Genomic DNA, 24,030 nt, shown 5'->3' with positions numbered 1-24,030 from the left:
AGCCATTTTGTGAAATAAATATGATTGTTTATGCATTGATAAATTGTACCGGTACAATTATAATGTTAATGTATAATGAGAAAACTGACTTTTCATGTAAATGCAAAGCATTCTTCCAATCTTGCAAAGCGGATCTATTCGGCGTAACAAGCGGCGGTCAAAAAAGGAGGACATGAACGATGGGAACATTGCCAAAAGACTTTTTATGGGGAGGCGCTCTAGCCGCCCATCAATTTGAAGGGGGCTGGAACAAAGGCGGTAAAGGGCCGAGTGTAGTGGACGTTATGACGGCGGGCGCGCATGGTGTGCCCCGGAAAATAACAGATACAATTGAAGAGCGGGAATTTTACCCGAATCATGAAGCCATCGATTTTTATCATCGTTATAAAGAGGACATCGCATTATTCAGCGAGCTGGGACTGAAATGTTTAAGAACCTCTATCGGCTGGAGCAGAATTTTTCCTAAAGGTGATGAAACGGAGCCTAACGAGGAAGGATTGGCTTTTTACGACCGGGTGTTTGATGAATTGCTGAAGTATGGGATTGAACCGGTGATTACGTTGTCGCATTTTGAGATGCCGCTGCATTTGGCGAGGGAATACGGGGGTTTCAGAAGCAGAAAAACAATCGGCTTTTTTGTAAAGTTCGCTGAAGTGTGTTTTGAACGCTATAAACATAAAGTGAAGTATTGGATGACGTTTAACGAAATCAACAACAAGATGGATGTGAATAATCCGATCTTTTTATGGACGAACTCAGGTGTCGCCGTCAAAGAAAACGAAAACGCAAAAGAAGTCATGTACCAGGCCGGCCACCACGAATTGCTGGCAAGTGCATTGGCTGTTTCAAAGGGAAAGGAGATCAACCCTGATTTCAGGATCGGAGCGATGGTATCACATGTCCCGATTTATCCTTACTCATCCAATCCGGAAGATGTGATGCTGGCTGAGGAAACGATGAGGCAGCGCTTTTTCTTCCCGGATGTGCAGGTTCGCGGATATTATCCGAGTTATGCGTTAAAAGAGTTTGAAAGAGAGGGCTACCGGATCCGCTTTGAAGACGGTGATGAAGAGATTTTGAAAAACGGCAGGGTGGACTATCTCGGATTCAGTTATTACATGTCCACTACCGTAAAAAGTGACGTGATAAACGATAATACCGGAGATGTCGTAAACGGAGGATTGCCAAACGGTGTGGAAAATCCCTATATTAAAGCGAGTGATTGGGGATGGGCGATTGATCCGACCGGTTTACGGTACACATTAAACCGCTTATACGACCGCTACCAGATACCGTTATTTATCGTGGAAAACGGATTCGGCGCTATTGACACGTTAGAAGAGGACGGTTCAATCCATGACGCAGCGAGAATTGAATATTTAGCGTCACATATAAAAGCTTTGGAAAAAGCGGTCACATATGATGGTGTGGATGTAATGGGGTATACGCCATGGGGAATTATCGATATCGTATCATTTACAACCGGTGAAATGAAAAAACGCTACGGTATGATTTATGTTGATCGGGATAATGAAGGCAATGGGTCAATGAAGCGATTCAAGAAAGACTCATTTGAATGGTATAAAAAAGTGATTGAAACAAACGGCTCATTTGTATCCTAAAGGTGTATGTTAAAAGAGAAGGCTTTACAAACTGTGTGAAGCCTTCTGTTTATCAGTATATTTGAAAGCGCATTCATAAACCAGGAAGGGAATGATGATAATGTTTCTTAAAAAAAGTCTGTCCATTACGGTTGCTTTTCTTTTGCTTTCCTTTCTATTTTCAAGCAGCTTGGAAACCGAAGCACATGCGGCTGATCGGAATGCTCCGGACAAAAATAAAGTCAGGGTGTGGTACAGCTCGGAAAAAGATCCGGCTTCCCGTACGTGGTATGACGGGCCGCTAGAAGTGAATTATGCCTTAGACGAACAAACACCCCTGACATTGACAAAAAAGAAGCCTTCTGACTCCGCTGCCGTGTATATTGATCCATCGCACCGTTATCAAAGTGTGTTAGGCATAGGATCATCTTTGGAAGAATCGACCATCCATAATTTATCGAAAATGTCTCCCGGAAAAAGAAAAGAAGTGTTAAAAAAACTGGTTGATCCCAATGAAGGCATCGGCATGGACGTCATGCGCATAACGATAGGGACATCAGATTTTACGGCACAGGAATTTTACACATATGACGATATGCCTGAGGGCCAAAAAGATCCACAACTCAAAAATTTCTCGATTCAAAAGGATATTGATTTACACATTACATCAACAATCAAAGAAGCGCTGGCGATCAATCCGAAGCTGAAAATCATTGCCTCACCGTGGAGCCCGCCGGCATGGATGAAAACGAATGAAAACCTCAAAAGGGGAAAGCTGAAAAATCAATATATCGGTGAGCTGGCCGTTTATTTCCGCAAATTTATTGAAGCATACGAAAAGCAGGGAATCCCGATTTATGCGATGACCCTTCAAAATGAACCTTTGCTGGAAATCGACTATCCGAGCATGTACATGCCGCCGTCTCAGCAGCGAAAACTGGCGATAGCCGTGAAAAAAGAATTGAAAAAACACGTAATTGACACGAAAATTTGGATTTATGATCACAATGCAAGCGGGGCGTGGAACTATATTCCGCCGATTTTAGATGATAAAAAAGGAAATCAGGCGGCAGACGGCATTGCTTTCCATGATTATGACGGAGACCTTTCCGTTATGTCGGAAATCGGAAGAAGGTACCCCGATAAATCCATTCACTTAACGGAGCGGTCCGTCTGGGGGACGGCAGGGGCGGACCGGATCGCGCAGTATTTCCGCAATGGCGCGTCCAGCTACAATGCGTGGGTGACGATGCTCGACAGTCAAATCAAGACGCACCATTGGATAGGCACCCCGGACCCGACGCTGTTTATTCAGGATGCTAAAAACCCTGACCGCTATTGGAATATCCCGATCTATCATATGACAGGCAATTTTTCAAAATTTGTCGAGCGCGGAGCCAAACGGATAGAAAGTAATTACGGCTCCAAAAATAGCGTCACGAATGTCTCGTTCCTTAATCCTGATCAATCTATTGTAACAGTCGTAATCAACCAGACATCCGCCGACCAAAAATTCCACGTTGTTTCAGGGAATCGGCAGTTTGAAGCCGTCATCCCGGCAAAAACCGTCGCCACCTACAAATGGCAGCACAAAAAGTAAAAAAGCCGGCACATTGATGTGCCGGCTTTTTTTGTTAAGCGCCTTTTTGATTCAGTTTATCAGAGGGCGCTTTTTTGAATAAGCCGTCTTTGACGGCGTTTAAAGCCGCTTTTTTTACAAAAAACGGGTTAAGGATAATAACGGCTGCCATGTTAGCGGTCAAACCCCAAAAGCCTTCATATATACCGTGGGCGGATTGGGTAATATTTACCGTGAATGTCACGATAAGACCGACGAGAAGGCCGATAATTGTCGCTTCTTTCGTTTGATTCTTCCAAAACAGACTGACGGCGATCGCCGGAAAGATCTGCACCATGCCGGAAACGCCGAGAAGCTGAAGCGTAACGAGCGCAGTCGGGAACAGCATGCCGAATAAAAGCGCGAGCCCGATGACGACAAATACCATTGAACGGGTGATCATCGTCAGCTTGTTTGGTGACACATTCGGGTGAATCAAATCCCGATATAAGTTATTCGCAAATAAGTTTGATGCTCCGATCGCCATAATAGAGCAGGGAATCAAAGACGCAAGAGCGATCGTGGAATAAGCAAAGCCTTGGGCGACCCCGCCGTATGACGTTTGAATCAGCTTCAATAAAGCGAGCCGCGGATTAGTATCTTCCGGCAGGACAAGAAATGCGATAAAGCCGAGAAAAATAACAAGAATTAAAACAATATTATAAAGCGGAAGAAACATGCTGTTTTTGCGGACGGCATCCGCGCTTTTTGCCGTGAATACACCAGTTGCCGCATGCGCCCACATAAAGAGCGCCAAGGCAGATACGATGGAAGCGGTGATAAACCAAGGAATTCCTTTCGGCCCCGAGTCTGGGATCGTCAGCATTTGCGGCGCTTTTTCCGCCAAGGTGTGAATCATCGGTGTCCACCCGTGAAAATGGATCAGCGGGAGCGACACGACCATAAACAGCATAATCACCCATACCAGAATGTCTTTAATAATTGCCGTAAACGTCGGTCCTTTAATTCCGCTGAAAAAGGTATACAGCGCTACAAGAATAAAGGAGATGATAACGACCATATTAACATTAATGACACCTGTTCCGGCCACTTGAAGCGTATCCTGAATGCCGCTCAGCTGGAGACAGATATAAGGAATGAGCATAAGAACGCCGACAATGGCGACAAGACTGGCCAAAAGCTTACTGTCAAAGCGCTCACGGGCGTAATCGGCAAGCGTCGTTAATTTATGGATTTTTGCCACTTTCCACAGCTTCGGCAGAAAGAAATAAGCAATAAAATACGCCAAAACAGAATACGGAATTGCAAAAAAAGCTACGCTTCCCCCTGTGTAGGCGGTGCTTGTCAAGCCTAAAAACGTATAAGCCGTATAGAGGTCCGCGCCGACTAAAAACCAGACGAGCAGCCCGCCGAACCGTCTGCCCCCGACAGACCATTCTTCAACAGAAGTGCGTGATGATTTGTCTCTCCCGGCTATAAAGCCGATGCAGACAACGGTTAAAACGATGACGGCTGTAATGATCAATGCTGTTATATTTGCGGGCATCAGTCCAGTCCTCCTTGTTTCTTCTGCAGTCTATAAATAAGAAACGAACATAATGGAGTGACTGCGATCCATAAAAGCAGCCAGAAATGAAAAAACGGCAGCCCGATGATGATCGGATGAACCCGATTAGCGACTGACAAAAGAGCCAGCTGGCTGAAAGGGATTAAAATAAGAATGAAAATTAGTGCTTTTCTGACCATTTACTTTCCTCCTGAAACCTGATAATGCTCCTTATCATAGCAGTTGTCAGATAAGATCACAAGATATTTTTCAGAAAAAAAAGAATTCTATTACTTTTTTAACCGAAACACTTTAGTTGCAACTTCATTCATAGTAAATTAGAATAATTAATATCTCGAAGTCAAGATATTTAGGAGTGAATACAATGAATACTCAAGGATTGCACCATGTTACCGCATTTGCGAAAGATCCTGCTGAAAATCTGCGGTTTTATACTGAAATATTGGGCTTGCGGCTCGTTAAAAAAACCGTTAATTTTGATGACCCGGCCACATATCATTTTTATTTCGGCAACCAAAATGGAGAACCCGGCACGATTATTACATTTTTCCCTTTCCAGGGCAGCCGCCCGGGCACCGTGGGAAAAGGGCAGGCCGGAAGAATTTATTTCTCTGTGCCGAAAGGAGCACTCGCGTTTTGGCAGCGCCGGCTTGAAGAAAACGGCATACCTGTAAAAGAGCAGACTATGCTTTCTGAACAAGTGCTTCTCTTTGATGATACAGAAGACCTGCCGCTTGCCATAATGGAAGATGAAAGAAGCGGACAGAGTGAATGGGCTGCTTCGGGCATTACTGAAAAAGAAGCGATTACAGGCATGAGGGGTGTTCTTCTGTACTCGTACCGTCCTGAAGCGACCATTCAATTTCTAATGGAACGCTTCGGCTATTCAAAGACAGGGGAAGAAAATCAGATTGTCAGACTGCAATCGGAGGCACGGATCGGACATATCATTGATGTTGACCTTGCACCGAAAGAAGCAGGTGTCGGCGGTTACGGGACAGTTCATCATGTCGCTTTCCGCACCACTAAAAAAGAGCAGGCGGAATGGAAGAATATTCTTGCTGATTCTCATCTTGCTTCATCTGACATTCTTGACAGATCTTACTTTACATCAATCTATTTCAGAGAAAGCGGCGGCATTTTATTTGAAATGGCAACCGACGAACCGGGATTTATGACGGATGAATCCTTTGAAAATCTCGGTACAGAGCTGAAACTTCCGGAATGGCTGGAAGAGCACCGCGGTCAAATTACCGCTATTCTTCCCAAAATGGAGAAAGGAGAATGATGATGAAACATGTATTTGAACAGGGAACGTCAGAAAATGTTCTGCTGCTTTTGCACGGAACGGGGGGAAATGAACACGATCTTCTGTCGCTCGGACGTTTTATAGATCCGAAAGCAAGCTTGCTCGGCGTCAGAGGATCGGTGCTTGAAAACGGCATGCCCCGTTTTTTTAAGCGGCTGAAAGAAGGCGTATTTGACGAAAAAGATTTAATTGAACGCACGGAAGAATTAAAGAATTTTATTGATGAAGCGGCGCAAATGTACGGATTCAGCAGAGAAAACGTGATTGCTGCCGGCTATTCAAACGGCGCCAACATTGCGGCAAGTCTTTTGTTTCATTATAAAGATGTACTGAAAGGGGCGGTTCTTCATCATCCGATGGTGCCGATTCGCGGAGTGAAGCTCCCTGATATGGCAGGGCTGCCTGTTTTTATCGGTGCAGGGAAGCGGGATCCGCTTTGTACAAAAGAAGAATCGGAGGAGCTTTATCAATATCTGACTGCTGCTGGTGCATCCGTTTCTCTTGTTTGGCAGGAGGGCGGCCATCAGCTCACACAGCAGGAAGCCGAGCAGGCACGAACCTGGTACAGTGAGCGATTCCTATAAAAAACCCTTAGTCCGTTTATGCGGACTAAGGGTTTTTTTCATCTTACAGCCAAGTTGACACTTGTGATACAGGGATCCGGTTGCTTTTGTGCGCAGGCTTAACGGCTTTACCGATTGAAATCAGCATGACGGGAACGAAACGTTCGCTCACGTCGAATTCCTTCACGAATTGCTCTTTATTGAATCCGCCGATCGCGCAAGTGTCATAGCCTTTAGCTTTAGCAGCAATCATCAGCTGCATCGCCGCTAAAGAAGCGTTTAAAAATGCTGAATCACGGGCAAACTGTTCATTTTGGTATGCACCGTTAATCTGGCTTAACAGCGTCTGTTTGATTTCTTCTGTAATATTGCCTTGCTCAGCCAGTTCAGCATAAACGTCTTCACCATTTTCGTTTGCTTTTAAGTCGCCTAATACGGCAATGACAGCTGAAGAGTCAATAATCTGTTTTTGATTAAAGGCAACCGGAAGCAGGGCAGCTTTTGCCTCATCACTGTGGAATACTTGGAAATGCCAATGCTGAAGATTCCAGGCGGAAGGGGCTTGCGTTGTAATGTCCAGAAGTTCTGTTAATTCCTCTTTTGTAATCACCGCATCTTTATCGTATTCTTTAACGGATGCGCGTTCTTTCAAAACGTCTAATACGGATGTCATCTTGTTTCCTCCTTCGGATAAACGTGTTATTATAATAGAAAAGTTAGAAGCTTACTAAATGTAACTTGAGAACTAATTTTAATGGATTACAGAAAACTTGTCAATTCATAGATGAAGGGATGAACTCACATGGGATATACAATGTGTCCTAAAATGGAATCCGCTTTTTCTCTTTTGGGAAAGCGCTGGAACGGCCTCATTATCCATGTACTGATAGACGGGCCGAAACGTTTTAAAGATATGACCGAAACCATACCGACGATCAGCCAAAAAATGCTCGCGGAGCGGCTCAAAGAGCTGGAACAAAATGAAATCGTCGAGCGCCAGGTGCTGCCTGAAACGCCTGTCAAAGTCATTTATAAGCTGACTGATAAAGGCATGGCCCTGCAAGCCGTTTTTCAGGAAATGCAAAAATGGGCAGACAGTTTTTGCGAGCCCGGGGGACCTGTCAAAGACGAATCATGTCATGAATAACAAAGGCTGCCTAAGGCAGCCTTTTCTTAATGAAATAGTCAATATTTGTCAAAATCATTGATGTCAAAATTGCTCAGATCGAGATTTAAGCCTTTTAATTGCCTCAATAAAGCATCGAATGTAAGGGAATGACTATTTTTACATTCCGCCGGAACATCATCTGGAGAAAATCGTTTCATCCCTCTTTCAATCCACTGTTTCCGGTACAATTGAAATGCCGCTTCAAGTAAATGATCAGGCGTTACAATAAACCCTAATCTTACATCATGGTCTTCACTGTAGCCGAACTCAAACCCGCAGCAGGAGCAAATATCAAATGTTTTATGATATACGCCATTGCAAACAGGATTTTTCTCTAATCCTTTAAATCCGCATTACAACTCACTAACCAACATCCATCACTTTTACTATCGCCCAATCAATTTCCGCACTTTATGAATACCTTTAAGAATAAGCAGACATAAAGGAGGAAAAACATGTACCCTCGTCATGCATTGTATCGCGGGAATTTCGGACCTGCCGGATTTCCGGTGAGAAGTCCTTTTTTGTTCGGCGCTCCTTTATTCGGCGGATTTTTAGGCGGTCTTCTAGGAGGCGTGATTGCCACAGGTTTTACGAGACCCCGGTATCCGTACGGTTTCACCGGTTACGGATACGGAGGCCCATATGGCGGTTTCGGGCCGGGAGTCGGCGGTTACCCGCCATTTTATTAAAGAAAAAACGGCCTGCATCACGCGGGCCGTTTTTTTATCTTAAAATCTCCACTTCCGATAAATTGTAGTCTTCCAGTTTTGAAAACATGACTTCAATCATCCCGTCTTTATAGACTGCCTTTGTTCCTTTCCGTTTGACGAGGCTCGGAAGAACAATTTCTTTTTTTCCTTCCGCCAGACTGCTGTTCTCTACCACGAGGCTGTGTGACGTATGCTTAATCCTGATCCGGTCGAGTTCATCCTGCTCAGCGGGAATTTTCGCAAAAACATGATCGGATGTTTCAAACAGGTCAATTTCCGGCTTGGGCGGTTCTGCTTCGACCGGCTCGGCCTTTTGGGACATCGGGTCGCGAAAAGGGAACTGCCCGGCATAACCGGCGCCGAATACACTTTCCATTACTCGGTTGACATATGTCTCCACATCTTTCGGATCTGCATTTTTAAACGTTTCTTTAGAGAACTGATTTTGGAAGGGAAAATATCTGTTCCAATCAAACACGGCATCTCACCCTTTCTTAACGGACAACATAGTATATGCCCGCCGTAACCTTCCCGTGATATAATATAATCTGTTTACAGAAAGGAAGGGGAAGGCCGTGCAAGGGAATACCGCAAGAAAAGGGATCATTTATACCGCTTGTTCATTTGCCATGTGGGGGCTGTTTCCGGTCTATTGGAAGCTGCTTGAACATATACCCGCATTGGACATTTTAGCTCACAGAATTATATGGTCGTTTGTTTTCATGTGTGTGCTTTTAACTGTGCTTAAAAAGTGGAAAACCGGATGGCGTGAACTGTGTCTTTTAAAATCTGAAGGGGGCCTGCTGGCGCTTTTTTTCGCTTCTGTTTTAATATCCATTAATTGGTTTGTGTACATATGGGCAGTTAACCACGGCTTTTTGCTTGAAGCAAGTCTCGGTTACTATATTAATCCGCTCGTTTCCGTTCTTTTGGGCATCCTATTTTTTAAAGAAAAGCTGAACAGACTGCAAACAGCAGCTGTTTCGATTGCCGGAGCGGCCGTGATCATATCGGCGTTTCAGTATGGCGCAGTTCCTTATATCGCGTTGCTGCTCGCGTTCAGTTTCGGCCTGTACGGCCTCTGCAAAAAAAGAACCCGCATGTCCAGCACAATCGGACTGACTTTGGAAACGCTTCTGATTACTCCGGCTGCTCTTATTTATTTAGGTTATGCGGCTGACGGGAGCACTTCCGGGTCCTTGGGTGCAGAAACATGGGCGCTCCTTTTTTTCGCAGGCGTATTTACAGCCCTGCCGCTGTTACTGTTTGCAGAAGGGGCAAAGCGACTGCCGCTGTATCAAGTCGGCATTTTGCAATATATATCGCCCACCATTACCCTTATGCTCGGCGTATTTGTATATCATGAGCCGTTTTCCGGGCAAAAAGCGTTTACCTTCATTTGTATATGGGCAGCATTGCTCTTGTTTACCTTTTCACAGATAAAATGGAAACGGCCTTTAAAAAGCCGCTAAGCCTTTCGCTTTCCAGTGATAGCTTAAATTATGTATAATCATTACGAGTATGTAAAGGAGCTGTACAATGGGCACTGATAAACACATCGTAAAAGCCTATCAGGCGCTGTGGAACAATCGCACACTCCCGGCTTCAACCCTTAAAGAAGCGGAGAAGGCAATTGATCTGGAACTGCTTGATCAAAGAACACATCCGAGGCTCCGAAAGACGCCCGAGGAAAAATTTGCTCTGGCGGTGCAGCGAATTGTAGATTCCCGGCTGCAGCCGATTGAGAAATATGAATTGGTTGAACTACATACGAAGCGATTGCAATTTTTAAAAGAAGAAAGAGGGGAGCAGCTATGAAAGCGATCATAAAAGAAGATGTGCAAACTTCTTTAGAACGATTTGCCGATCGTCCTGTATATATCCATTTGGAAACAACGACCGGTTCTTATTCAGCGCATCTGAATGAGAAAAACATGACGGTTGTAGCCTATATACGCAATGCAAAAGTGACGTACCATCAGGCGAAAATCAAAGGGAACGGCCCGTACCGCGTCGGTTTGAAAACTGAAGAGGGCTGGATTTATGCAGAAGGCCTGACTGAATATACAGTAGATGACGAAGACCGTCTGTTAATGGCAGGGCATCTGCCGGGCGGAAAATTGGCGATTTCGCTTCAAATCAGCGAAAAGCCGTTTACAGTTTAAAGAAAAGGGTGAAAATCATGAAAGAACACGTACTCGTCATCCTGCCTCACCCTGATGATGAATCATACGGAGTGGCAGGGCTGATTGCTTTACACAGACAAAAAGATATTCCCGTTACGTATGCATGCGCAACGCTTGGAGAAATGGGCAGAAACATGGGGGATCCCTTTTTCGCAAACCGTGAAACATTGCCGCTGTTAAGAAAGCAAGAGCTGATAGACGCATGTAAAGCAATGGACATCACTGACCTGAGAATGCTCGGGCTTCGTGATAAAACACTTGAATTTGAAGATGACGAGTGGCTTGCGGATATGATGGAAGAGATTATCGACGATGTAAAACCGAGTCTGATTGTCACATTCTATCCGGGACACGGTGTCCATCCGGATCATGATGCATGCGGCGAAGCGGTCATCAGAGCGCTTTACAGAAAGAAAAAAGAGGACCGCCCGCGCACGCTTTGCATGGCCATCACCCGCAACAGGGAGGAAGCCGTCGGCAAGCCTGATGTCATTCTTGATATTAAAGAGGTCGCCGATATTAAAATGAATGCCTTAAAAGCGCATCGCACTCAAACAGAAGGTATGCTGAGAGAGCTGGAAGAAAAAATAAAAAATAACGAGCCGGTTCTCCAAACCTGGTTTGAAGAAGAAGTGTATTGGACATATCCGTGGAAAGACTGATAAAAAAAGGGATAAGGCGTTTCAGCCTTATCCTTTTTTTATGTCAGATCGGAAGCGATCGCTTCTGCAAGCGAAGACCGTATTGATAAATTTGAAAAACTCAGGCCGAGCTGCACCGCGGTTTGGGCGATTTCAGGCCGGATTCCGGATAATGTCGCTTTCACGCCGAGCATTCCGAGTGATTCAATTAAAGTGAAAAGCTGTTGGGCAACCATCGTATCAATCATGGCCACGCCTGATAAATCAATGTACAGCTGCGTGATCCGTTTCTCTGAACATTGGTGCAGCGTATTTTCTAAGATCATTTTGGCTCTTGCCGTGTCAATATCCCCGATCAGCGGCAGCAGTCCGACATTGTCAAAAAGCACTATGACAGGCGAACTCAGCTCGGTGATCAACTCCTTTTGCGCTTCAAGCTGAATGTGTGTGTTTTTATACATCTCTTCTATGAAAATATGAATGACCACATCAAATGATTTAATCAGCGTATGGAATATATCTTCAGCATCTTCTTCTGTGACGGTGTCTGAATGCAGTTTGGTAAACTGCTTTACATGGCCGACATACAAATCACGAACTCTGATAAACTCGCGAATGATGTAATGGATAGGAGTTTTTAAATGTTCTTTATCCTGTGCGGCTTCGAACGCCCACTTCTCCAATGCCGCTGTATAAACTTCCTTCTTCTCAGAAAAAATCCGATTGATTTGATAATTAAACGTCAGATTTTGTTTTTTCAGATTCGTGATTACCGCCGGGTCAGAAGAAGCATAAACAGAATCAGGATCCGTATCATGAAGGGTATCAAACCATGTCTGACTGATTTCCTCCGCCCGTTCGGTTAAATAATCGTACAGCAGTTTATGTGTTGGCAATTCTGTTCCTCCTCTATGAAATCATCATTTTTTTCACATCACGCTTTTGCAGCTTGAGCAGTCTGAAGAATAATCCGACAGCACCTGCGGCGAGTCCCGCAATTAAACCGATCCAGTAGCCGTATGCCCCGAGGCTCGTATAAGTGCCGACTGCGTAACCGAGAGGAAGCCCGATGATCCAATACGAAACAAAAGCCGCACCGAGTGTATAATTGACATCCTTATATCCTCTCAGAGCGCCTTGTATCGGAGCTGCCACGGCATCAGAAAGCTGGAAAAACAAAGCATAGATTAAAAAGTGCTGCGTCAACATAAGCACGTCCGGTTCTGATGTATACATTCCGGCGATTTGCGGTCTGAACAGCAAAATGAAAGCAGCCGTGCATAAAGCAAAACAAAGGGCCATCACAATGCCGATATAGCTGTATGACCGGGCATCCCTGTAGCGCTTTGCCCCTGCTTCAAAGCCGACTAATATGGTCAGCGCCATGGATACGCTGAGCGGCAGCATATACAAGAGGGAAGCAAAATTCATTGCCGCTTGGTGGGCTGCAATCGTCACCGTCTGGAAATGGCTCATAAGCAGTGTGACAGCCGCAAAAATGCTCGTTTCAAAAAATACGGCAAAACCGATAGGCAAACCGATTTTCAAAAGCTTTCTGCATTCAGACGGAGAAAACCGGTACAGTTTCCGAAATACAGAGTACCCGGCAAACGGCTCAAATCTTGAGACGATAAAAAAGCTGATAACGCAAATACACCAGTAAGTCAGGGCGGAAGCAAGCCCCGCACCGACTCCTCCCAATGCCGGCATGTTGAATTTCCCGAAAATAAACACATAATTCAAGACAAAATTGATGGGCAGTGAGCAGAGCGTAATAAGCATAGTGACTCTCGTTTTGCCCAGTGCATCGATAAACGAGCGCAAAACGGCGTACACAAACAAAGGGAAAATGCCAAGGGATAAAAACCCTAAAAAGTGTTTGGCGATCGTCCGGACACGAGGTTCCAGGCCCAAATGTCCCAAAATCACATCAACAGTGAAAAAGCCGATAAGGATGACCGCCGCACTGAGAATGGCCGCTACGTAAACGGCCTGAATGACGGAAAACGGCGCTTCCTTTTGTCTGCCTGCTCCTAACAGCTGCGACACAACGGGCGTAACGGCCATCAAAATTCCTGCCAGTCCCGTATAAACCGGTGTCCACAGGCTTGAACCGATTGCAACGCCGGCTAAATCCGCGGCGCTCACTTTCCCTGACATCACCGTGTCCAAAAAGGTAATCAAAGAAAGACCGACCTGTGTTATCAAAATCGGAATGAAGATATGTAACAGCTGTCTGACCTTTTGGCCGATCGTGTTCGTTTCTCTCAAGTTAGGTTCCCCGTTTCTTTATTTTAACGAGAGAAATTATAACATTTTATGTATAAAAAGCAATGAAACCCGGCCTACTCTTTTTTATCCGGTTTCGGCTTTTTAAACATTTTGGCATAAATGAATGAAAGTGAAATGACACCTAAAAAGGTGCAGATATACTGCAGCAGCCTTGTGAGTTCCATACAAATCCCGCCTCCTTTCTTGATTATCGTGCGCATTGAGGCGCATATCCATGCGCGCGATGCAGAAAATAAGGAAAAGGAGCTGATGTGACATGCGCCACACTCAAATGACGGAAAGTGCGTTTACCGCTGCCGTCCAAACGTATCTGAAACAAATTACGGAGGATGCCGCAATGATACTGCGGACATTGGATGAAAAAGATCAATGCCTGCTTTGCGAACTAGATGAACTTGGACATACGTTTCAGGAAATGCAGGCTGTCGCTTCGTCATTTTACCTGCAGACATATATTGAACATTTCACGCCTTCTTATACAGAGCTGGCGAGAGCCGTGCAGCACCTGGCAGAAGAGAAGCACGGAGCGCTGATTGTGATTGAACGGGCAGATCCGCTGGACGGAATGATACAAAAAGGGACAAGTCTGCATGCTGAAATCAGTTCAGCTTTAATTGAGAGTATTTTTTACCCCGGTAATCCGCTTCACGACGGGGCCGTATTGGTCAGAGAAAACCGGGTTATATCGGCGGCCAATGTGCTTCCGCTCACAACAAAAAATGTCGGCGTCAAATACGGGACACGCCACAGGGCCGCGATGGGTCTTTCGGCCGTGACTGATGCGCTCGTGCTCGTTGTTTCAGAAGAAACGGGGAAAATGTCCTTTGCTAAAGACGGCGGGCTGTATCCGCTTGTTTCGCCGCGGGCGCTTCATACGAAATAATAAGAAAATGGGAATATTGTACCCATTTAATATTAATAAGGTGAACATCTTTACCTTTTTCTGTATTGATGTTATCGTTTAAATATACATAAAATTTAAAAGAATAGGGAGTGGGAAGATGGCACATGTATTGATGATCGGCTTTCCGGGAGAAGGCCATATCAATCCGTCTTTAGGCGTCGTAAAAGAATTGAAGGCAAAAGGGGAACATGTCGTATATTACGGCGTGAAGGAATATGAGAATAAAATCGTGTCAAGCGGAGCGGAATTCCGTGAATATGAGGATTTCCGAAAAGATGAATTCGGAAAAAACGCAACGGGTGATGAACAGCGGGACGCTACAGAGTTTTTACTATTAATGATTGAGACTTCCAAAAAAGCCGCACTCCGCATTCTTGAGGATGTAAAAGATGAATCCTATGACTACATCATATACGATCATCATTTTCTGGCAGGCAGGCTTGTGAGAAACATGCTGAAACTGCCGGCATATTCACTTTGTACGACATTTGCGATGAATGAAGCATTTATTAAAGAAGTCTTCTCAAATATAAACCTCGTATCAGAGGAATCATCCCATTATCCGGCTTATACCGAAGCGGTCAGCCAGCTCAACGAAGAATTCAGCACAGACATTAATACGCCGTATGATATTTTCTCAAATGACGGCAGAAAAACCATTGTGTTTACTTCAAGAGCATTTCAGCCGAAAGAAGAAGAGTTCGGAGATTCTTATCTCTTTGTCGGTCCGTCCATAACCGACAGGGAGGCGTCCCATGATTTCCCGTTTGAACAGCTTGAAGGGGAAAACGTCCTGTTTATTTCAATGGGAACGATTTTTAACAACCAGAAGGAATTGTTTAATAAATGCTTAAAAGCAGCCAGAAGCTTTAACGGGAAAGCCGTCATGTCAATCGGCAAACATCTTGACCCGGCTGAACTGGATGAAATTCCGGAGAATGTCATTGTAAAGCCTTATGTTCCGCAGCTTGAGATTTTAAAGAGAGCGGACTTATTTATCACGCACGGCGGAATGAACAGTACGAGCGAAGGGCTTTATTACAAAACCCCGATGATCGTCATTCCGATGGGCGCAGATCAGTTCGCCGTCGGAAGCCAAGTGGAAAACACGGGAGCGGGCAAGATGTTTAAAAAAGAAAATGTGACAGTGGAATTGCTTACTGAAGCAATAAAAGAATTGAGTGAAAATCCTGAATACCAGAAAAAAGCTGATGAAATCGGAGAATCCCTGAAAGCGGCCGGCGGAGCACAGCGTGCAGCGGAATTGATATTAGAAGACGTGAAAACTGCCGTGACCCGGGTGCTGTAATCGCTCATTACCTGCTTCCTTTAAAGGAAGCGGGCTTTTTTTGCTTGCTTTTCGGGAGGATTTTTCCTGCCGTAAAGAGAATTGTATGAAAAACAGACAAGAAAGGTGGAATGTCGCGGAAATAAGCCATGTTATGAAAATGATTCCAAAGTCTTTTGTGAAATGGTCTCTATTTATGTAAAATGTGTGGCATTAGTGATGATTTAAGGTGTAAATGAAACGGAAATGATGTCGACTTCTGCATGAATCCTGTATAACAGGCGGCGTTTGAAGAAAAGGAACGCCCCTTTCAGCAATGATAAATAGGAGGTTTTTCGTTATATGAAGAAAAAAATCGCAGCCGGTCTGGCTGTATCTGCAGTAATGACTTCAACCTTCGCCGTGCATCCCGCTGAAGCAAAAACCATTCAAGTAAAAAGCGGCGATTCTCTTTGGAAGCTTTCCCGGCAATATCATACAAGCATTTCAGCCCTCCAGGCGGAAAATAAATTGAAATCAACGATACTTTACCCCGGACAGCGGCTGAACATTCCAGACGGCAGCAGCACACATAAAACAAATCAAAAGGAAAAACGAGGCACGGGCGCTTACACGGTTACATACGGAGATTCCTTATGGGTGATCGCAAAAAAATACCGCATGAGTGTTTCGGAGCTGAGAAGCCTGAACCGTTTGAGCTCAGATGTCATCTATCCGGGCCAAAAACTGAAAATTAAAGGGTCTGCCCCCGGCACGGACAGAGGCGGCAAACAGACAAAACCTGATAAAGCCGCATCAGGGACTTACACTGTAAAACCGGGTGACTCGCTGTGGAAAATCGCCAATCAAATCGGCATCACCATCGCTGAACTGAAAAAGCTGAATCAATTAACGTCAGACTTGCTGTATCCGAACCAAGTGTTAAAAACCAAAGGCTCTCCACATAACGGAAACAGCGGCACGACACCGCCATCTCATCCAAACCCTTCTGAGAAGCCGTCCACATACAAAGTAAAAGCAGGCGATTCCCTCTGGAAAATTGCCAATCGGTTCGGCATCACCGCCCAGCTCATCAGAGAAAAAAATAAACTGACAACTGATGTGCTGCAAATCGGACAAGTTCTCGTGATAAACGGGACGGAAAAAACAGAAGACCCTGTGCGCCAGCCGGAAAACAAGCCGGCAAAGCCAAACAAACCTCATACTCCCGAACCTCCGGTGACAGGGTCGAAGATTGACAGAATGATAGGCGAAGCAAAAAAATATGTCGGCGTGCCTTACCGATGGGGAGGCAATACGCCTGCGGGATTCGATTGCAGCGGCTATATCTATTACCTTTTAAATAAGGTAAGCTCTGTTTCCCGTCTGAGCACCGCCGGATACTGGAATACAATGAAACAAATCAGCCAGCCGTCAGCAGGAGACTTCGTCTTCTTTACGACATATAAATCAGGTCCTTCTCATATGGGAATATATTTGGGCGGAGGAGATTTCATTCACGCAAGTTCCTCCGGGGTTGAAATTTCAAACTTAAGCAATCCATATTGGAAAAAAGCTTATTTAGGAGCGCGCAGTTATTTTTAAAAAAAGCCTTTCGGGGCTTTTTTTGTTTACCAAATTTATGTTTTGACAAGACTGATGGGTAAAAATAAGGGGGAGAAGGCATGAACCGTCTCTTGCTTTTTCTCATGCTCGCATCAATCACGCTTGGCGGCTGCGGAGGCAGGCCCGCTCCAGTTCCGCCCAAAAAACATGAAGAAAGCCGCGCATTGGAGGCGTCAGCATACCGCGAGCATGCCGGACTCATCAATCAAAAAGGTAAAAACATCGGATATATTGAAGTGAAAGATTCTGATGAGGAAGGGTCAGACATCCATATATCAGCAGGACATCTGCCGCCGGGCGCTTCTCTCGGGTTTCATATTTATGATAAAGGGGTGTGCCAGACACCTGATTTCGAATCAGCCGGCGGCCCGTTCAACCCTTTGAACAAAGAGCACGGCTTCAACAATCCGATGGGGCATCACGCCGGGGATCTCCCCAATCTTGAAGTGGGGGCTGACGGTAAAGTGGATGTCATTATGAACGCGCCGCAGACTTCTTTAAAAGAAGGAAGCAGACTCAGCCTGCTTGACCGGGACGGGAGCGCGTTTGTCATTCATGAACATACGGATGATTATTTAACAAACCCGAGCGGAAATTCCGGAGCCAGAATCGCCTGCGCTCCTCTGACAAAAAGCGCCCGCAGGGAATGAGCCCTTTTGTATTGAGTATACAAGGGCTTTTTTAGTATACTCGGTTATGGAATATGAATGGAAAGGAAACATCACCTATGACTTCAGAATTACAGCACTTATCACTGCCCCAAGATATACAAAACAAACTGCAAGCTTATCAGAATCATCCCGTTTCCCAAGAATTTCAGGATTTAATCGGATCATCGGGCTATGAGGCCGAAGATAAAGCGATTATATTCGATGCGATCATCGCTTTGACAATGGGAAAAAATATCTTATTAAAAGGACCTACGGGTTCAGGGAAAACAAAATTGGCGGAAACGCTTTCGAACTATTTTCATAAACCGATGCACAGCGTCAACTGCTCCGTAGACCTTGATGCAGAAGCGCTTGTCGGTTATAAAACGATTGAAAATGAACACGGAAAGGCGACAATTGAATTCGTTCCCGGACCGGTAACAACGGCAATGAACGAGGGGCATTTTTTATACATTGACGAAATCAATATGGCAAAGCCTGAAACCCTTCCGATTTTAAACGGCGTGCTTGATTACAGAAAAATGATGACGAATCCGTTTACAGGAGAAGTGATTAAGGCGAGCGAAGGATTCGGTGTCATCGCCGCAATTAATGAAGGCTACGTCGGCACCGTGCCGCTGAACGAAGCCCTTAAAAACCGCTTTGTCATTATTGATGTTCCGTATATTAAAGGAAGCCTTCTGAAGCAGGTTCTGACTTCTCAGTCTGTTTTAAAAGATGAGAAATTAATTGAACGTTTCATGACATTGTCTTCTGATTTAATCGCACAAGCGCATAACGGACAAGTGTCAGAGGAAGCGGCGTCAATCAGGGCTCTCATTGATACGTGCGACTTGGCTGCGTATATTCCGCCGAAACGGGCGATTGAAAGAGGCATCGTGGAAAAGCTTGATGACGACAGAGAGAAAGCCGCTGTCAGAAATATTGCAGAAACGCTGTTCGAATGAGGGATATACAATGAAGTTTATCAAATTTAACGACAGCACGATCGATTCATTTTTGTTCATGATGCTGACTGATCTGGCCAAAACACTGACCAGAAGCAGTGAAGTGGAAGTAGAATACGGTGTGCAGTCTTACTACAATCCCTTTGAAAAGAAAATTTACATGAGCCACTTTTGGAAAGACAGATCAGCCGGGGATATGGAAGCCGGCTTGAAAAGCGATGTGTATTTGCGCGCTGTCGGAACACGCAGCAGCTCATTCCGTGAATTTGCAGGGTTTTTAAATGATGTCCGCCGGCACTTTACCCGCCAAAGCTTTGCCAAGCAGCTGTTCATGCTGCTTGAAGATATCAGAATTGAAGAGCTGATCAAAAAAGAGCGGCCGGGAACGAAACGTGTATTTCAGAAGCGGAGAGAAATGTACAGGAAATACTTCACAACACAGCTGACATTGAACTTGGAACGGAGTATTTTCACCGACGCTTTGTATTGCGCGATGTTTGTCAAACTGACGGCTGAGTCTCCGCTTGAAGGCATTCCCTCCATGCAGGAAGATATTGATATGATGATACCGTATATTGAACGACAGCTTATCCGGGTTTATGAGGCCGAATCTACGCAACAGATCGCAAAAATAACAGAAGACCTCATGGAAGGCCTTGATGAAGTGCTGGAGAAAGATATGCTGAACACCTATTTCTTTCTGCCGGAACTTGATTACGAGAAAGCGGCTGAAGAGCCTTTATTCGAAAGCATCAAAAGAGCGCCGTCATTAAGCGACGATATCACGCTTCCTGAGTCTTCCGACGGAGATGAAGATATCCATGAAGAGAAAATGAATACGTGGCACCGGGAAACTGAAGCGCCGTCAAAAAGTTTCCTTCAATTTGATATTGAACACGGCGCGAAATCAGACCTTGGGAATGACGCCGCCAGAGAAGGCGATGACGGTGATCAGGCGCTCGGCTCCGTTCAAGGCTCAGCACGCCAGACGAAAAGAGAGGATTATTCGCAACTGGAAGCGCTTGAATCCAGACAGGATGAACACGGGGGAGCGGGACTGGCTGACGGAAAAGAAAACAAATTTGCCTTCCCGGTTTACCAAACACCGCACAAAGCGTCTCTGGAAGATGAACAGTCTTATAAAGAGCAGGCGAAAACGATAGAATCATATCAAAAGCGCCTGAAGCAGATGATACAAAAAACACTTGAGCACAAAAAAACGCTCCCGCGGACCGATCTTCATGCAGGCAGGCTGAATCGCAAGCTGCTCCGCTACTTTACGGAACGGAATCCGCGCCTTTTCTATAAAAAGCAGGATCCGTCTTCAGAAATTGACGCTGTGTTTACATTGCTTGTCGATTGTTCGGCCAGCATGTTCGACAAAATGGATGAAACAAAGAGAGGGATCGTCCTTTTTCATGAAGCATTGAAATCAGTGTCCGTTCCGCACCAGATCGTCGGTTTTTGGGAGGATACAAACGAAGCGACCGAAACGAGCCAGCCGAACTTCTTCAATACGGTGATTCCGTTTGAAGAGTCGCTGCTGCAGGCGGCGGGTCCTTTGATCATGCAGCTTGCGCCGGAGGAAGATAACAGAGACGGATATGCCATCAGACAAATGACAAAACAGCTGATGAGGCGGAGTGAGGCACAAAAATTTTTAATCGTGTTTTCAGACGGGGAGCCCGCAGCGTTCGGCTACGAGCAAAACGGCATCGTCGATACGAGCGAGGCTGTCATCGAAGCGAGAAAAAGAGGGATCGAAGTCATAAATGTTTTTCTGTCCAATACCGCGATAGAAGAATCCCAGATGAAAACCATTCAGGATATGTACGGAAAGTACAGTATTTTTGTTCCGGATGTCGATCAGCTCCCCGATGTGCTGTATCCGCTCTTGAAAAAACTGCTTCATAAAAGCATAGGATAAGCTTTTTCCTATGCTTTTTCGCTTTTTATTTTAAAATGATTTAATTTTTTCGTTATGGATCTGTTTTTTTTACTATTTTGTGAACAATCAAGGTAGAATCCAAACACAATCAGTGGTAAAATATCCTTGGAAGCGTTTTTATTACATAATTTTGGGCACAGTGTTCAAAAGTTATTTCAAGATAGTGAAATGATCACTTGATTATCTAGGTTGGGGGTAATATTCAAATGTTTCAAAATAATATGAAACAAAGAATGAATTGGGAAGATTTTTACGGACCGAACCTCGGCTACGCACTGGAGCTGTACGACCAATATGCTGAAGATCCAGACAGCATTGATCCGGATCTGAAAGACATGTTTGACGAACTCGGCGCTCCGCCAAGCCAGATAAAAGAGGCATCGGGAACAAAGGAACAGGGACGCGTCACCGCAGATCTGATTCAAAAGATCGCAGCAGCAGTTAAACTTGCAGAAGATATTCGAACCTATGGCCATCTGAACGCTTCCGTCAATCCGCTCAGAAAGGATCAAATAAAGAGCGAGCTCTTTCCGTTATCCGAGTACGGGCTTACAGAAGAAGAACTGAAAGCAATACCCGCGTCTGTCATCTGTAAAGACGCACCTGCCAATATAACGAACGGCTTAGAAGCCATCCAGCATTTACGCAATACGTATAAAAGAACCATCTCCTTTGAATTTGACCATGTGCATGATTTTGAAGAGCGCGCATGGATTACAAAAATGGTCGAATCCGGAGAACTCTTCCGGAAAAATTCACCGGAAAAACTGTCAGCCGTTTTAGAAAGACTGACGGAAGTAGAAGGATTTGAACAATTTTTACACCGGACATTCGTCGGTCAGAAACGTTTCTCAATTGAGGGATTAGACGCGCTTGTGCCGGTTCTTGACGACATTATCTCCCAGTCTGTGAAAGCAGGCACAACCAATGTCAATATCGGAATGGCGCACAGAGGCCGTTTAAATGTCCTCGCGCATGTGCTCGGAAAACCATATGAGATTATTTTCTCAGAATTCCAGCACGCGCCGAATAAAGATCTTGTACCGTCTGAAGGCTCGATCGGAATCAGCTACGGCTGGACGGGAGATGTAAAATACCACCTCGGTGCAGACAGACAGCTTCAGGATGCTGAAACCAAAAGCGCGCGGATTACGCTCGCGAATAACCCGAGCCACCTGGAATTCATCAATCCGATTATTGAAGGAAGCACGCGGGCGGCACAGGAAACAAGAACGCAAAAGGGGTACCCGGTTCAAGATGAAACAAAATCGCTCGCCATTTTAATACACGGTGACGCAGCGTTCCCGGGAGAAGGAATTGTCGCTGAGACGCTGAACTTAAGCTCTCTGAAAGGCTATCAGGTCGGAGGGGCCATTCATATCATTGCCAATAATATGATCGGCTTTACAACTGAAAGCGATGAATCCCGTTCTACAAAATATGCCAGTGATTTGGCGAAGGGCTATGAAATCCCGATCGTTCACGTCAACGCGGATGATCCTGAAGCATGCCTGTCAGCCGTTAAGTTTGCGGTCGAATACAGGAAGCGTTTCAATAAAGATTTCTTAATCGATTTAATCGGGTACAGACGGTACGGCCACAATGAAATGGATGAGCCGTCCACGACACAGCCGATGCTGTATGACGCCGTCAGAAAACACCCGACTGTCAAGCGGATCTTTGCGGAAAAACTCGTAAGTGAAGGCCTGATCAGCGAGGAAAAAGCGCAAAACATTGAAACGGCAGTGACAAAACGCATTGAAGACGCCTATAAAAAGGTGCCCGCCAAAAAAGAAGACGCCGTACGGGAAATCGAATTGCCGGAGCCGGTGTCCAACGGTTTTCCTGACGTTGACACAGCCATTGATTTTGATGTTCTCCGCAAGCTGAACGGCGAACTCATCAACTGGCCGGAATCCTTTAACGTGTTCGGCAAGCTGAAAAGAATTTTGGAAAGACGCGCCAAAGCGTTTGATGATGATCGTAAAGTGGAATGGTCATTGGCTGAATCGCTTGCGTTTGCTTCCATTTTGAAAGACGGCACGCCGATCCGGCTGACCGGACAGGATTCAGAGCGCGGAACGTTCGCTCAGCGAAACCTTGTGCTGCATGACAGCGAAACAGGAGAAGAATTTGTTGCACTCCATCATTTAGACGACTGTGCTTCTTCATTTACGGTGCATAACAGCCCGCTTTCTGAAGGGTCGGTTCTCGGCTTTGAATATGGGTACAACGTGTATTCACCTGAAACGCTCGTGATGTGGGAGGCGCAGTACGGGGACTTTGCCAATGCGGCTCAAGTCTATTTTGATCAATTCATCTCTGCAGGACGGGCAAAATGGGGACAAAAATCAGGATTAGTCATGCTGCTCCCTCACGGTTACGAAGGACAGGGGCCTGAACACTCCAGCGGCCGCGTCGAGCGGTTCCTGCAGCTGGCGGCAGAAAACAACTGGACGGTGGCCAACCTGACAAGTGCGGCTCAATATTTCCATATTTTAAGAAGACAAGCGAAAATGCTGCTTCGTGAGGAAATCCGCCCGCTTGTGATCATGACACCGAAGAGCCTGCTGCGCAATCCGAATACGGTATCTGAAGTGCAGGAACTGAGCGAAAGCAGATTCAAGCCGGTCTATGAGCAGTCCGGTCTTTCCCACGCTTACGAAAAAGTGACTCGCGTCGTGTTATCAAGCGGAAAAGTGTCAATTGACATCAGCGATCACTTTAACAAAATGGAAGGCGATAAAGATTGGCTTCATATTGCCAGAATCGAACAGCTGTATCCGTTCCCGGCAAAAGACACGAAAGAACTTTTCGCCAAACTGCCGAACCTGCAAGAGATCGTTTGGGTTCAGGAAGAGCCGCAGAACATGGGGGCATGGAGTTATATCAGCCCGTATCTGACGGAAATTGCGCCAAAAGGAGTAAATGTCCAATACATCGGCCGAAGAAGACGATCCAGTCCAGCAGAAGGAGATCCGACAGTCCACAAAAAAGAACAGGAACGCATTGTATCTGATAGCTTGACTCGCAAAAACTAAGGGGGAA

23 protein-coding genes and 1 pseudogene are annotated in these 24,030 nt (G+C 45.4%); 17 read left to right on the top strand and 7 right to left on the bottom strand.

Annotation, left to right across the window (positions count from 1 at the left end; translation table 11 throughout):
- Nucleotides 1-179: 179 nt before the first annotated feature.
- Together bglA and Y79_RS0104565 are read left to right on the top strand one after the other, a co-directional pair.
- Nucleotides 180-1,622, top strand: a complete 1,443-nt coding sequence (gene bglA, locus Y79_RS0104570; RefSeq protein ID WP_016936630.1) for a 6-phospho-beta-glucosidase BglA — start codon at nt 180-182, stop codon at nt 1,620-1,622.
- A gap of 100 nt (nt 1,623-1,722) precedes the next feature.
- Nucleotides 1,723-3,201, top strand: a complete 1,479-nt coding sequence (locus tag Y79_RS0104565) for a glycoside hydrolase family 30 protein (RefSeq protein ID WP_029575226.1) — start codon at nt 1,723-1,725, stop codon at nt 3,199-3,201.
- A gap of 34 nt (nt 3,202-3,235) precedes the next feature.
- Here Y79_RS0104565 and Y79_RS0104560 read toward each other — a convergent pair whose 3' ends face one another.
- Nucleotides 3,236-4,726 (bottom strand): sodium:solute symporter family protein, encoded by a 1,491-nt coding sequence (locus Y79_RS0104560; RefSeq protein ID WP_016936628.1) that lies wholly within the window; start codon nt 4,724-4,726, stop codon nt 3,236-3,238.
- On the bottom strand, nt 4,726-4,926 hold the full coding sequence (locus tag Y79_RS0104555; protein ID WP_016936627.1) for a DUF3311 domain-containing protein: 201 nt from the start codon (nt 4,924-4,926) through the stop codon (nt 4,726-4,728). Before Y79_RS0104555 ends, Y79_RS0104560 begins: the two co-directional genes overlap by 1 nt.
- Nucleotides 4,927-5,111: 185 nt before the next feature.
- On the opposite strand from Y79_RS0104555, the gene Y79_RS0104550 reads away from it, so the two are divergent.
- Together Y79_RS0104550 and Y79_RS0104545 are read left to right on the top strand one after the other, a co-directional pair.
- On the top strand, nt 5,112-6,035 hold the full coding sequence (locus tag Y79_RS0104550) for a ring-cleaving dioxygenase (protein WP_016936626.1): 924 nt from the start codon (nt 5,112-5,114) through the stop codon (nt 6,033-6,035).
- A gap of 2 nt (nt 6,036-6,037) precedes the next feature.
- On the top strand, nt 6,038-6,640 hold the full coding sequence (locus Y79_RS0104545; protein WP_029575225.1) for an alpha/beta hydrolase: 603 nt from the start codon (nt 6,038-6,040) through the stop codon (nt 6,638-6,640).
- A gap of 43 nt (nt 6,641-6,683) precedes the next feature.
- Here the strand turns inward: Y79_RS0104545 and Y79_RS0104540 are convergent, their stop codons facing one another.
- Entirely contained in the window at nt 6,684-7,292 is a 609-nt protein-coding gene (locus Y79_RS0104540; protein ID WP_016936624.1) for a nitroreductase family protein, read from the bottom strand.
- Nucleotides 7,293-7,421: 129 nt separating this feature from the next.
- Here Y79_RS0104540 and yodB point away from each other — a divergent pair, with 129 nt between their 5' ends.
- Complete coding sequence (gene yodB / locus Y79_RS0104535; protein WP_016936623.1) at nt 7,422-7,766, top strand: transcriptional regulator YodB; 345 nt, start codon at nt 7,422-7,424, stop codon at nt 7,764-7,766.
- Between the two features lie 38 nt (nt 7,767-7,804).
- On the opposite strand, the pseudogene Y79_RS1000000121635 reads toward yodB, so the two are convergent.
- A pseudogene (locus tag Y79_RS1000000121635) lies at nt 7,805-8,140 on the bottom strand (hypothetical protein); the annotation flags it as partial.
- A 102-nt stretch (nt 8,141-8,242) separates the two neighbouring features.
- Between Y79_RS1000000121635 and Y79_RS0104525 the strand changes: the two are divergent.
- On the top strand, nt 8,243-8,479 hold the full coding sequence (locus tag Y79_RS0104525; protein ID WP_016936622.1) for a hypothetical protein: 237 nt from the start codon (nt 8,243-8,245) through the stop codon (nt 8,477-8,479).
- 34 nt (nt 8,480-8,513) lie between these two features.
- On the opposite strand, the gene Y79_RS0104520 is transcribed toward Y79_RS0104525, so the two are convergent.
- Nucleotides 8,514-8,978: a hypothetical protein gene (locus tag Y79_RS0104520; protein ID WP_016936621.1), complete on the bottom strand. Its 465-nt coding sequence runs from the start codon at nt 8,976-8,978 to the stop codon at nt 8,514-8,516.
- Between the two features lie 97 nt (nt 8,979-9,075).
- Between Y79_RS0104520 and rarD the strand changes: the two genes are divergently transcribed.
- The 4 genes from rarD (at nt 9,076) to bshB2 (ending at nt 11,348) form a co-directional block, all read left to right on the top strand.
- On the top strand, nt 9,076-9,972 hold the full coding sequence (rarD, locus tag Y79_RS0104515; protein ID WP_016936620.1) for an EamA family transporter RarD: 897 nt from the start codon (nt 9,076-9,078) through the stop codon (nt 9,970-9,972).
- A 67-nt stretch (nt 9,973-10,039) separates the two neighbouring features.
- Nucleotides 10,040-10,318 (top strand): hypothetical protein, encoded by a 279-nt coding sequence (locus tag Y79_RS0104510; protein WP_016936619.1) that lies wholly within the window; start codon nt 10,040-10,042, stop codon nt 10,316-10,318.
- On the top strand, nt 10,315-10,665 hold the full coding sequence (locus Y79_RS0104505; RefSeq protein ID WP_016936618.1) for a YojF family protein: 351 nt from the start codon (nt 10,315-10,317) through the stop codon (nt 10,663-10,665). The genes Y79_RS0104510 and Y79_RS0104505 overlap by 4 nt, the downstream gene beginning before the upstream one ends.
- 17 nt (nt 10,666-10,682) lie before the next feature.
- Entirely contained in the window at nt 10,683-11,348 is a 666-nt protein-coding gene (gene bshB2 / locus Y79_RS0104500; RefSeq protein ID WP_015417637.1) for a bacillithiol biosynthesis deacetylase BshB2, read from the top strand.
- A 38-nt stretch (nt 11,349-11,386) separates the two neighbouring features.
- Here bshB2 and Y79_RS0104495 read toward each other — a convergent pair whose 3' ends face one another.
- The gene (locus tag Y79_RS0104495; RefSeq protein WP_016936617.1) at nt 11,387-12,223 is read right to left on the bottom strand and encodes an STAS domain-containing protein; all 837 of its coding nucleotides are present in this window, start codon (nt 12,221-12,223) and stop codon (nt 11,387-11,389) included.
- Between the two features lie 13 nt (nt 12,224-12,236).
- Nucleotides 12,237-13,598, bottom strand: a complete 1,362-nt coding sequence (locus tag Y79_RS0104490; protein WP_016936616.1) for an MATE family efflux transporter — start codon at nt 13,596-13,598, stop codon at nt 12,237-12,239.
- Between the two features lie 277 nt (nt 13,599-13,875).
- On the opposite strand from Y79_RS0104490, the gene cdaS reads away from it, so the two are divergent.
- From cdaS to sucA, 7 genes are all read left to right on the top strand, one after another.
- Complete coding sequence (gene cdaS / locus Y79_RS0104480) at nt 13,876-14,502, top strand: sporulation-specific diadenylate cyclase CdaS (RefSeq protein WP_016936614.1); 627 nt, start codon at nt 13,876-13,878, stop codon at nt 14,500-14,502.
- A 118-nt stretch (nt 14,503-14,620) separates the two neighbouring features.
- Nucleotides 14,621-15,832 (top strand): macrolide family glycosyltransferase, encoded by a 1,212-nt coding sequence (locus Y79_RS0104475; RefSeq protein WP_016936613.1) that lies wholly within the window; start codon nt 14,621-14,623, stop codon nt 15,830-15,832.
- Nucleotides 15,833-16,153: 321 nt separating this feature from the next.
- Complete coding sequence (locus tag Y79_RS0104470) at nt 16,154-17,395, top strand: C40 family peptidase (protein ID WP_016936612.1); 1,242 nt, start codon at nt 16,154-16,156, stop codon at nt 17,393-17,395.
- Between the two features lie 80 nt (nt 17,396-17,475).
- A complete protein-coding gene (locus Y79_RS0104465) occupies nt 17,476-18,066 on the top strand; it encodes a superoxide dismutase family protein (RefSeq protein ID WP_016936611.1) in 591 nt (196 codons plus the stop codon).
- A 77-nt stretch (nt 18,067-18,143) separates the two neighbouring features.
- Nucleotides 18,144-19,034: an AAA family ATPase gene (locus Y79_RS0104460; RefSeq protein WP_016936610.1), complete on the top strand. Its 891-nt coding sequence runs from the start codon at nt 18,144-18,146 to the stop codon at nt 19,032-19,034.
- Between the two features lie 10 nt (nt 19,035-19,044).
- Complete coding sequence (locus tag Y79_RS0104455; protein WP_016936609.1) at nt 19,045-20,961, top strand: vWA domain-containing protein; 1,917 nt, start codon at nt 19,045-19,047, stop codon at nt 20,959-20,961.
- A 227-nt stretch (nt 20,962-21,188) separates the two neighbouring features.
- Nucleotides 21,189-24,023 carry a 2-oxoglutarate dehydrogenase E1 component gene (sucA, locus tag Y79_RS0104450; protein WP_016936608.1) on the top strand — a complete coding sequence of 945 codons (2,835 nt, stop codon included), beginning with the start codon at nt 21,189-21,191 and terminating at the stop codon, nt 24,021-24,023.
- Nucleotides 24,024-24,030 lie beyond the last annotated feature (7 nt).

The sequence above is a fragment of the Bacillus siamensis KCTC 13613 genome (genome assembly GCF_000262045.1).
In the GTDB taxonomy this organism is placed as follows: Bacteria; Bacillota; Bacilli; order Bacillales; family Bacillaceae; genus Bacillus; species Bacillus siamensis.
This window is presented reverse-complemented; position numbering and strand designations above follow the sequence as displayed.

Bases quoted from the DNA above. Each gene is read 5' to 3' on its own strand.
- Y79_RS0104470 (WP_016936612.1), top strand. From the start codon at position 16,154: ATGAAGAAAAAAATCGCAGCCGGTCTGGCTGTATCTGCAGTAATGACT.
- Y79_RS0104465 (WP_016936611.1), top strand. From the start codon at position 17,476: ATGAACCGTCTCTTGCTTTTTCTCATGCTCGCATCAATCACGCTTGGC.
- Y79_RS0104550 (WP_016936626.1), top strand. From the start codon at position 5,112: ATGAATACTCAAGGATTGCACCATGTTACCGCATTTGCGAAAGATCCT.
- Y79_RS0104505 (WP_016936618.1), top strand. From the start codon at position 10,315: ATGAAAGCGATCATAAAAGAAGATGTGCAAACTTCTTTAGAACGATTT.
- Y79_RS0104475 (WP_016936613.1), top strand. From the start codon at position 14,621: ATGGCACATGTATTGATGATCGGCTTTCCGGGAGAAGGCCATATCAAT.
- bglA (WP_016936630.1), top strand. From the start codon at position 180: ATGGGAACATTGCCAAAAGACTTTTTATGGGGAGGCGCTCTAGCCGCC.
- Y79_RS0104510 (WP_016936619.1), top strand. From the start codon at position 10,040: ATGGGCACTGATAAACACATCGTAAAAGCCTATCAGGCGCTGTGGAAC.
- Y79_RS0104545 (WP_029575225.1), top strand. From the start codon at position 6,038: ATGAAACATGTATTTGAACAGGGAACGTCAGAAAATGTTCTGCTGCTT.
- Y79_RS0104560 (WP_016936628.1), bottom strand. From the start codon at position 4,726: ATGCCCGCAAATATAACAGCATTGATCATTACAGCCGTCATCGTTTTA.
- Y79_RS0104555 (WP_016936627.1), bottom strand. From the start codon at position 4,926: ATGGTCAGAAAAGCACTAATTTTCATTCTTATTTTAATCCCTTTCAGC.
- Y79_RS0104565 (WP_029575226.1), top strand. From the start codon at position 1,723: ATGTTTCTTAAAAAAAGTCTGTCCATTACGGTTGCTTTTCTTTTGCTT.
- sucA (WP_016936608.1), top strand. From the start codon at position 21,189: ATGTTTCAAAATAATATGAAACAAAGAATGAATTGGGAAGATTTTTAC.
- bshB2 (WP_015417637.1), top strand. From the start codon at position 10,683: ATGAAAGAACACGTACTCGTCATCCTGCCTCACCCTGATGATGAATCA.
- Y79_RS0104525 (WP_016936622.1), top strand. From the start codon at position 8,243: ATGTACCCTCGTCATGCATTGTATCGCGGGAATTTCGGACCTGCCGGA.
- yodB (WP_016936623.1), top strand. From the start codon at position 7,422: ATGGGATATACAATGTGTCCTAAAATGGAATCCGCTTTTTCTCTTTTG.
- Y79_RS0104460 (WP_016936610.1), top strand. From the start codon at position 18,144: ATGACTTCAGAATTACAGCACTTATCACTGCCCCAAGATATACAAAAC.
- cdaS (WP_016936614.1), top strand. From the start codon at position 13,876: ATGCGCCACACTCAAATGACGGAAAGTGCGTTTACCGCTGCCGTCCAA.
- Y79_RS0104455 (WP_016936609.1), top strand. From the start codon at position 19,045: ATGAAGTTTATCAAATTTAACGACAGCACGATCGATTCATTTTTGTTC.
- Y79_RS0104540 (WP_016936624.1), bottom strand. From the start codon at position 7,292: ATGACATCCGTATTAGACGTTTTGAAAGAACGCGCATCCGTTAAAGAA.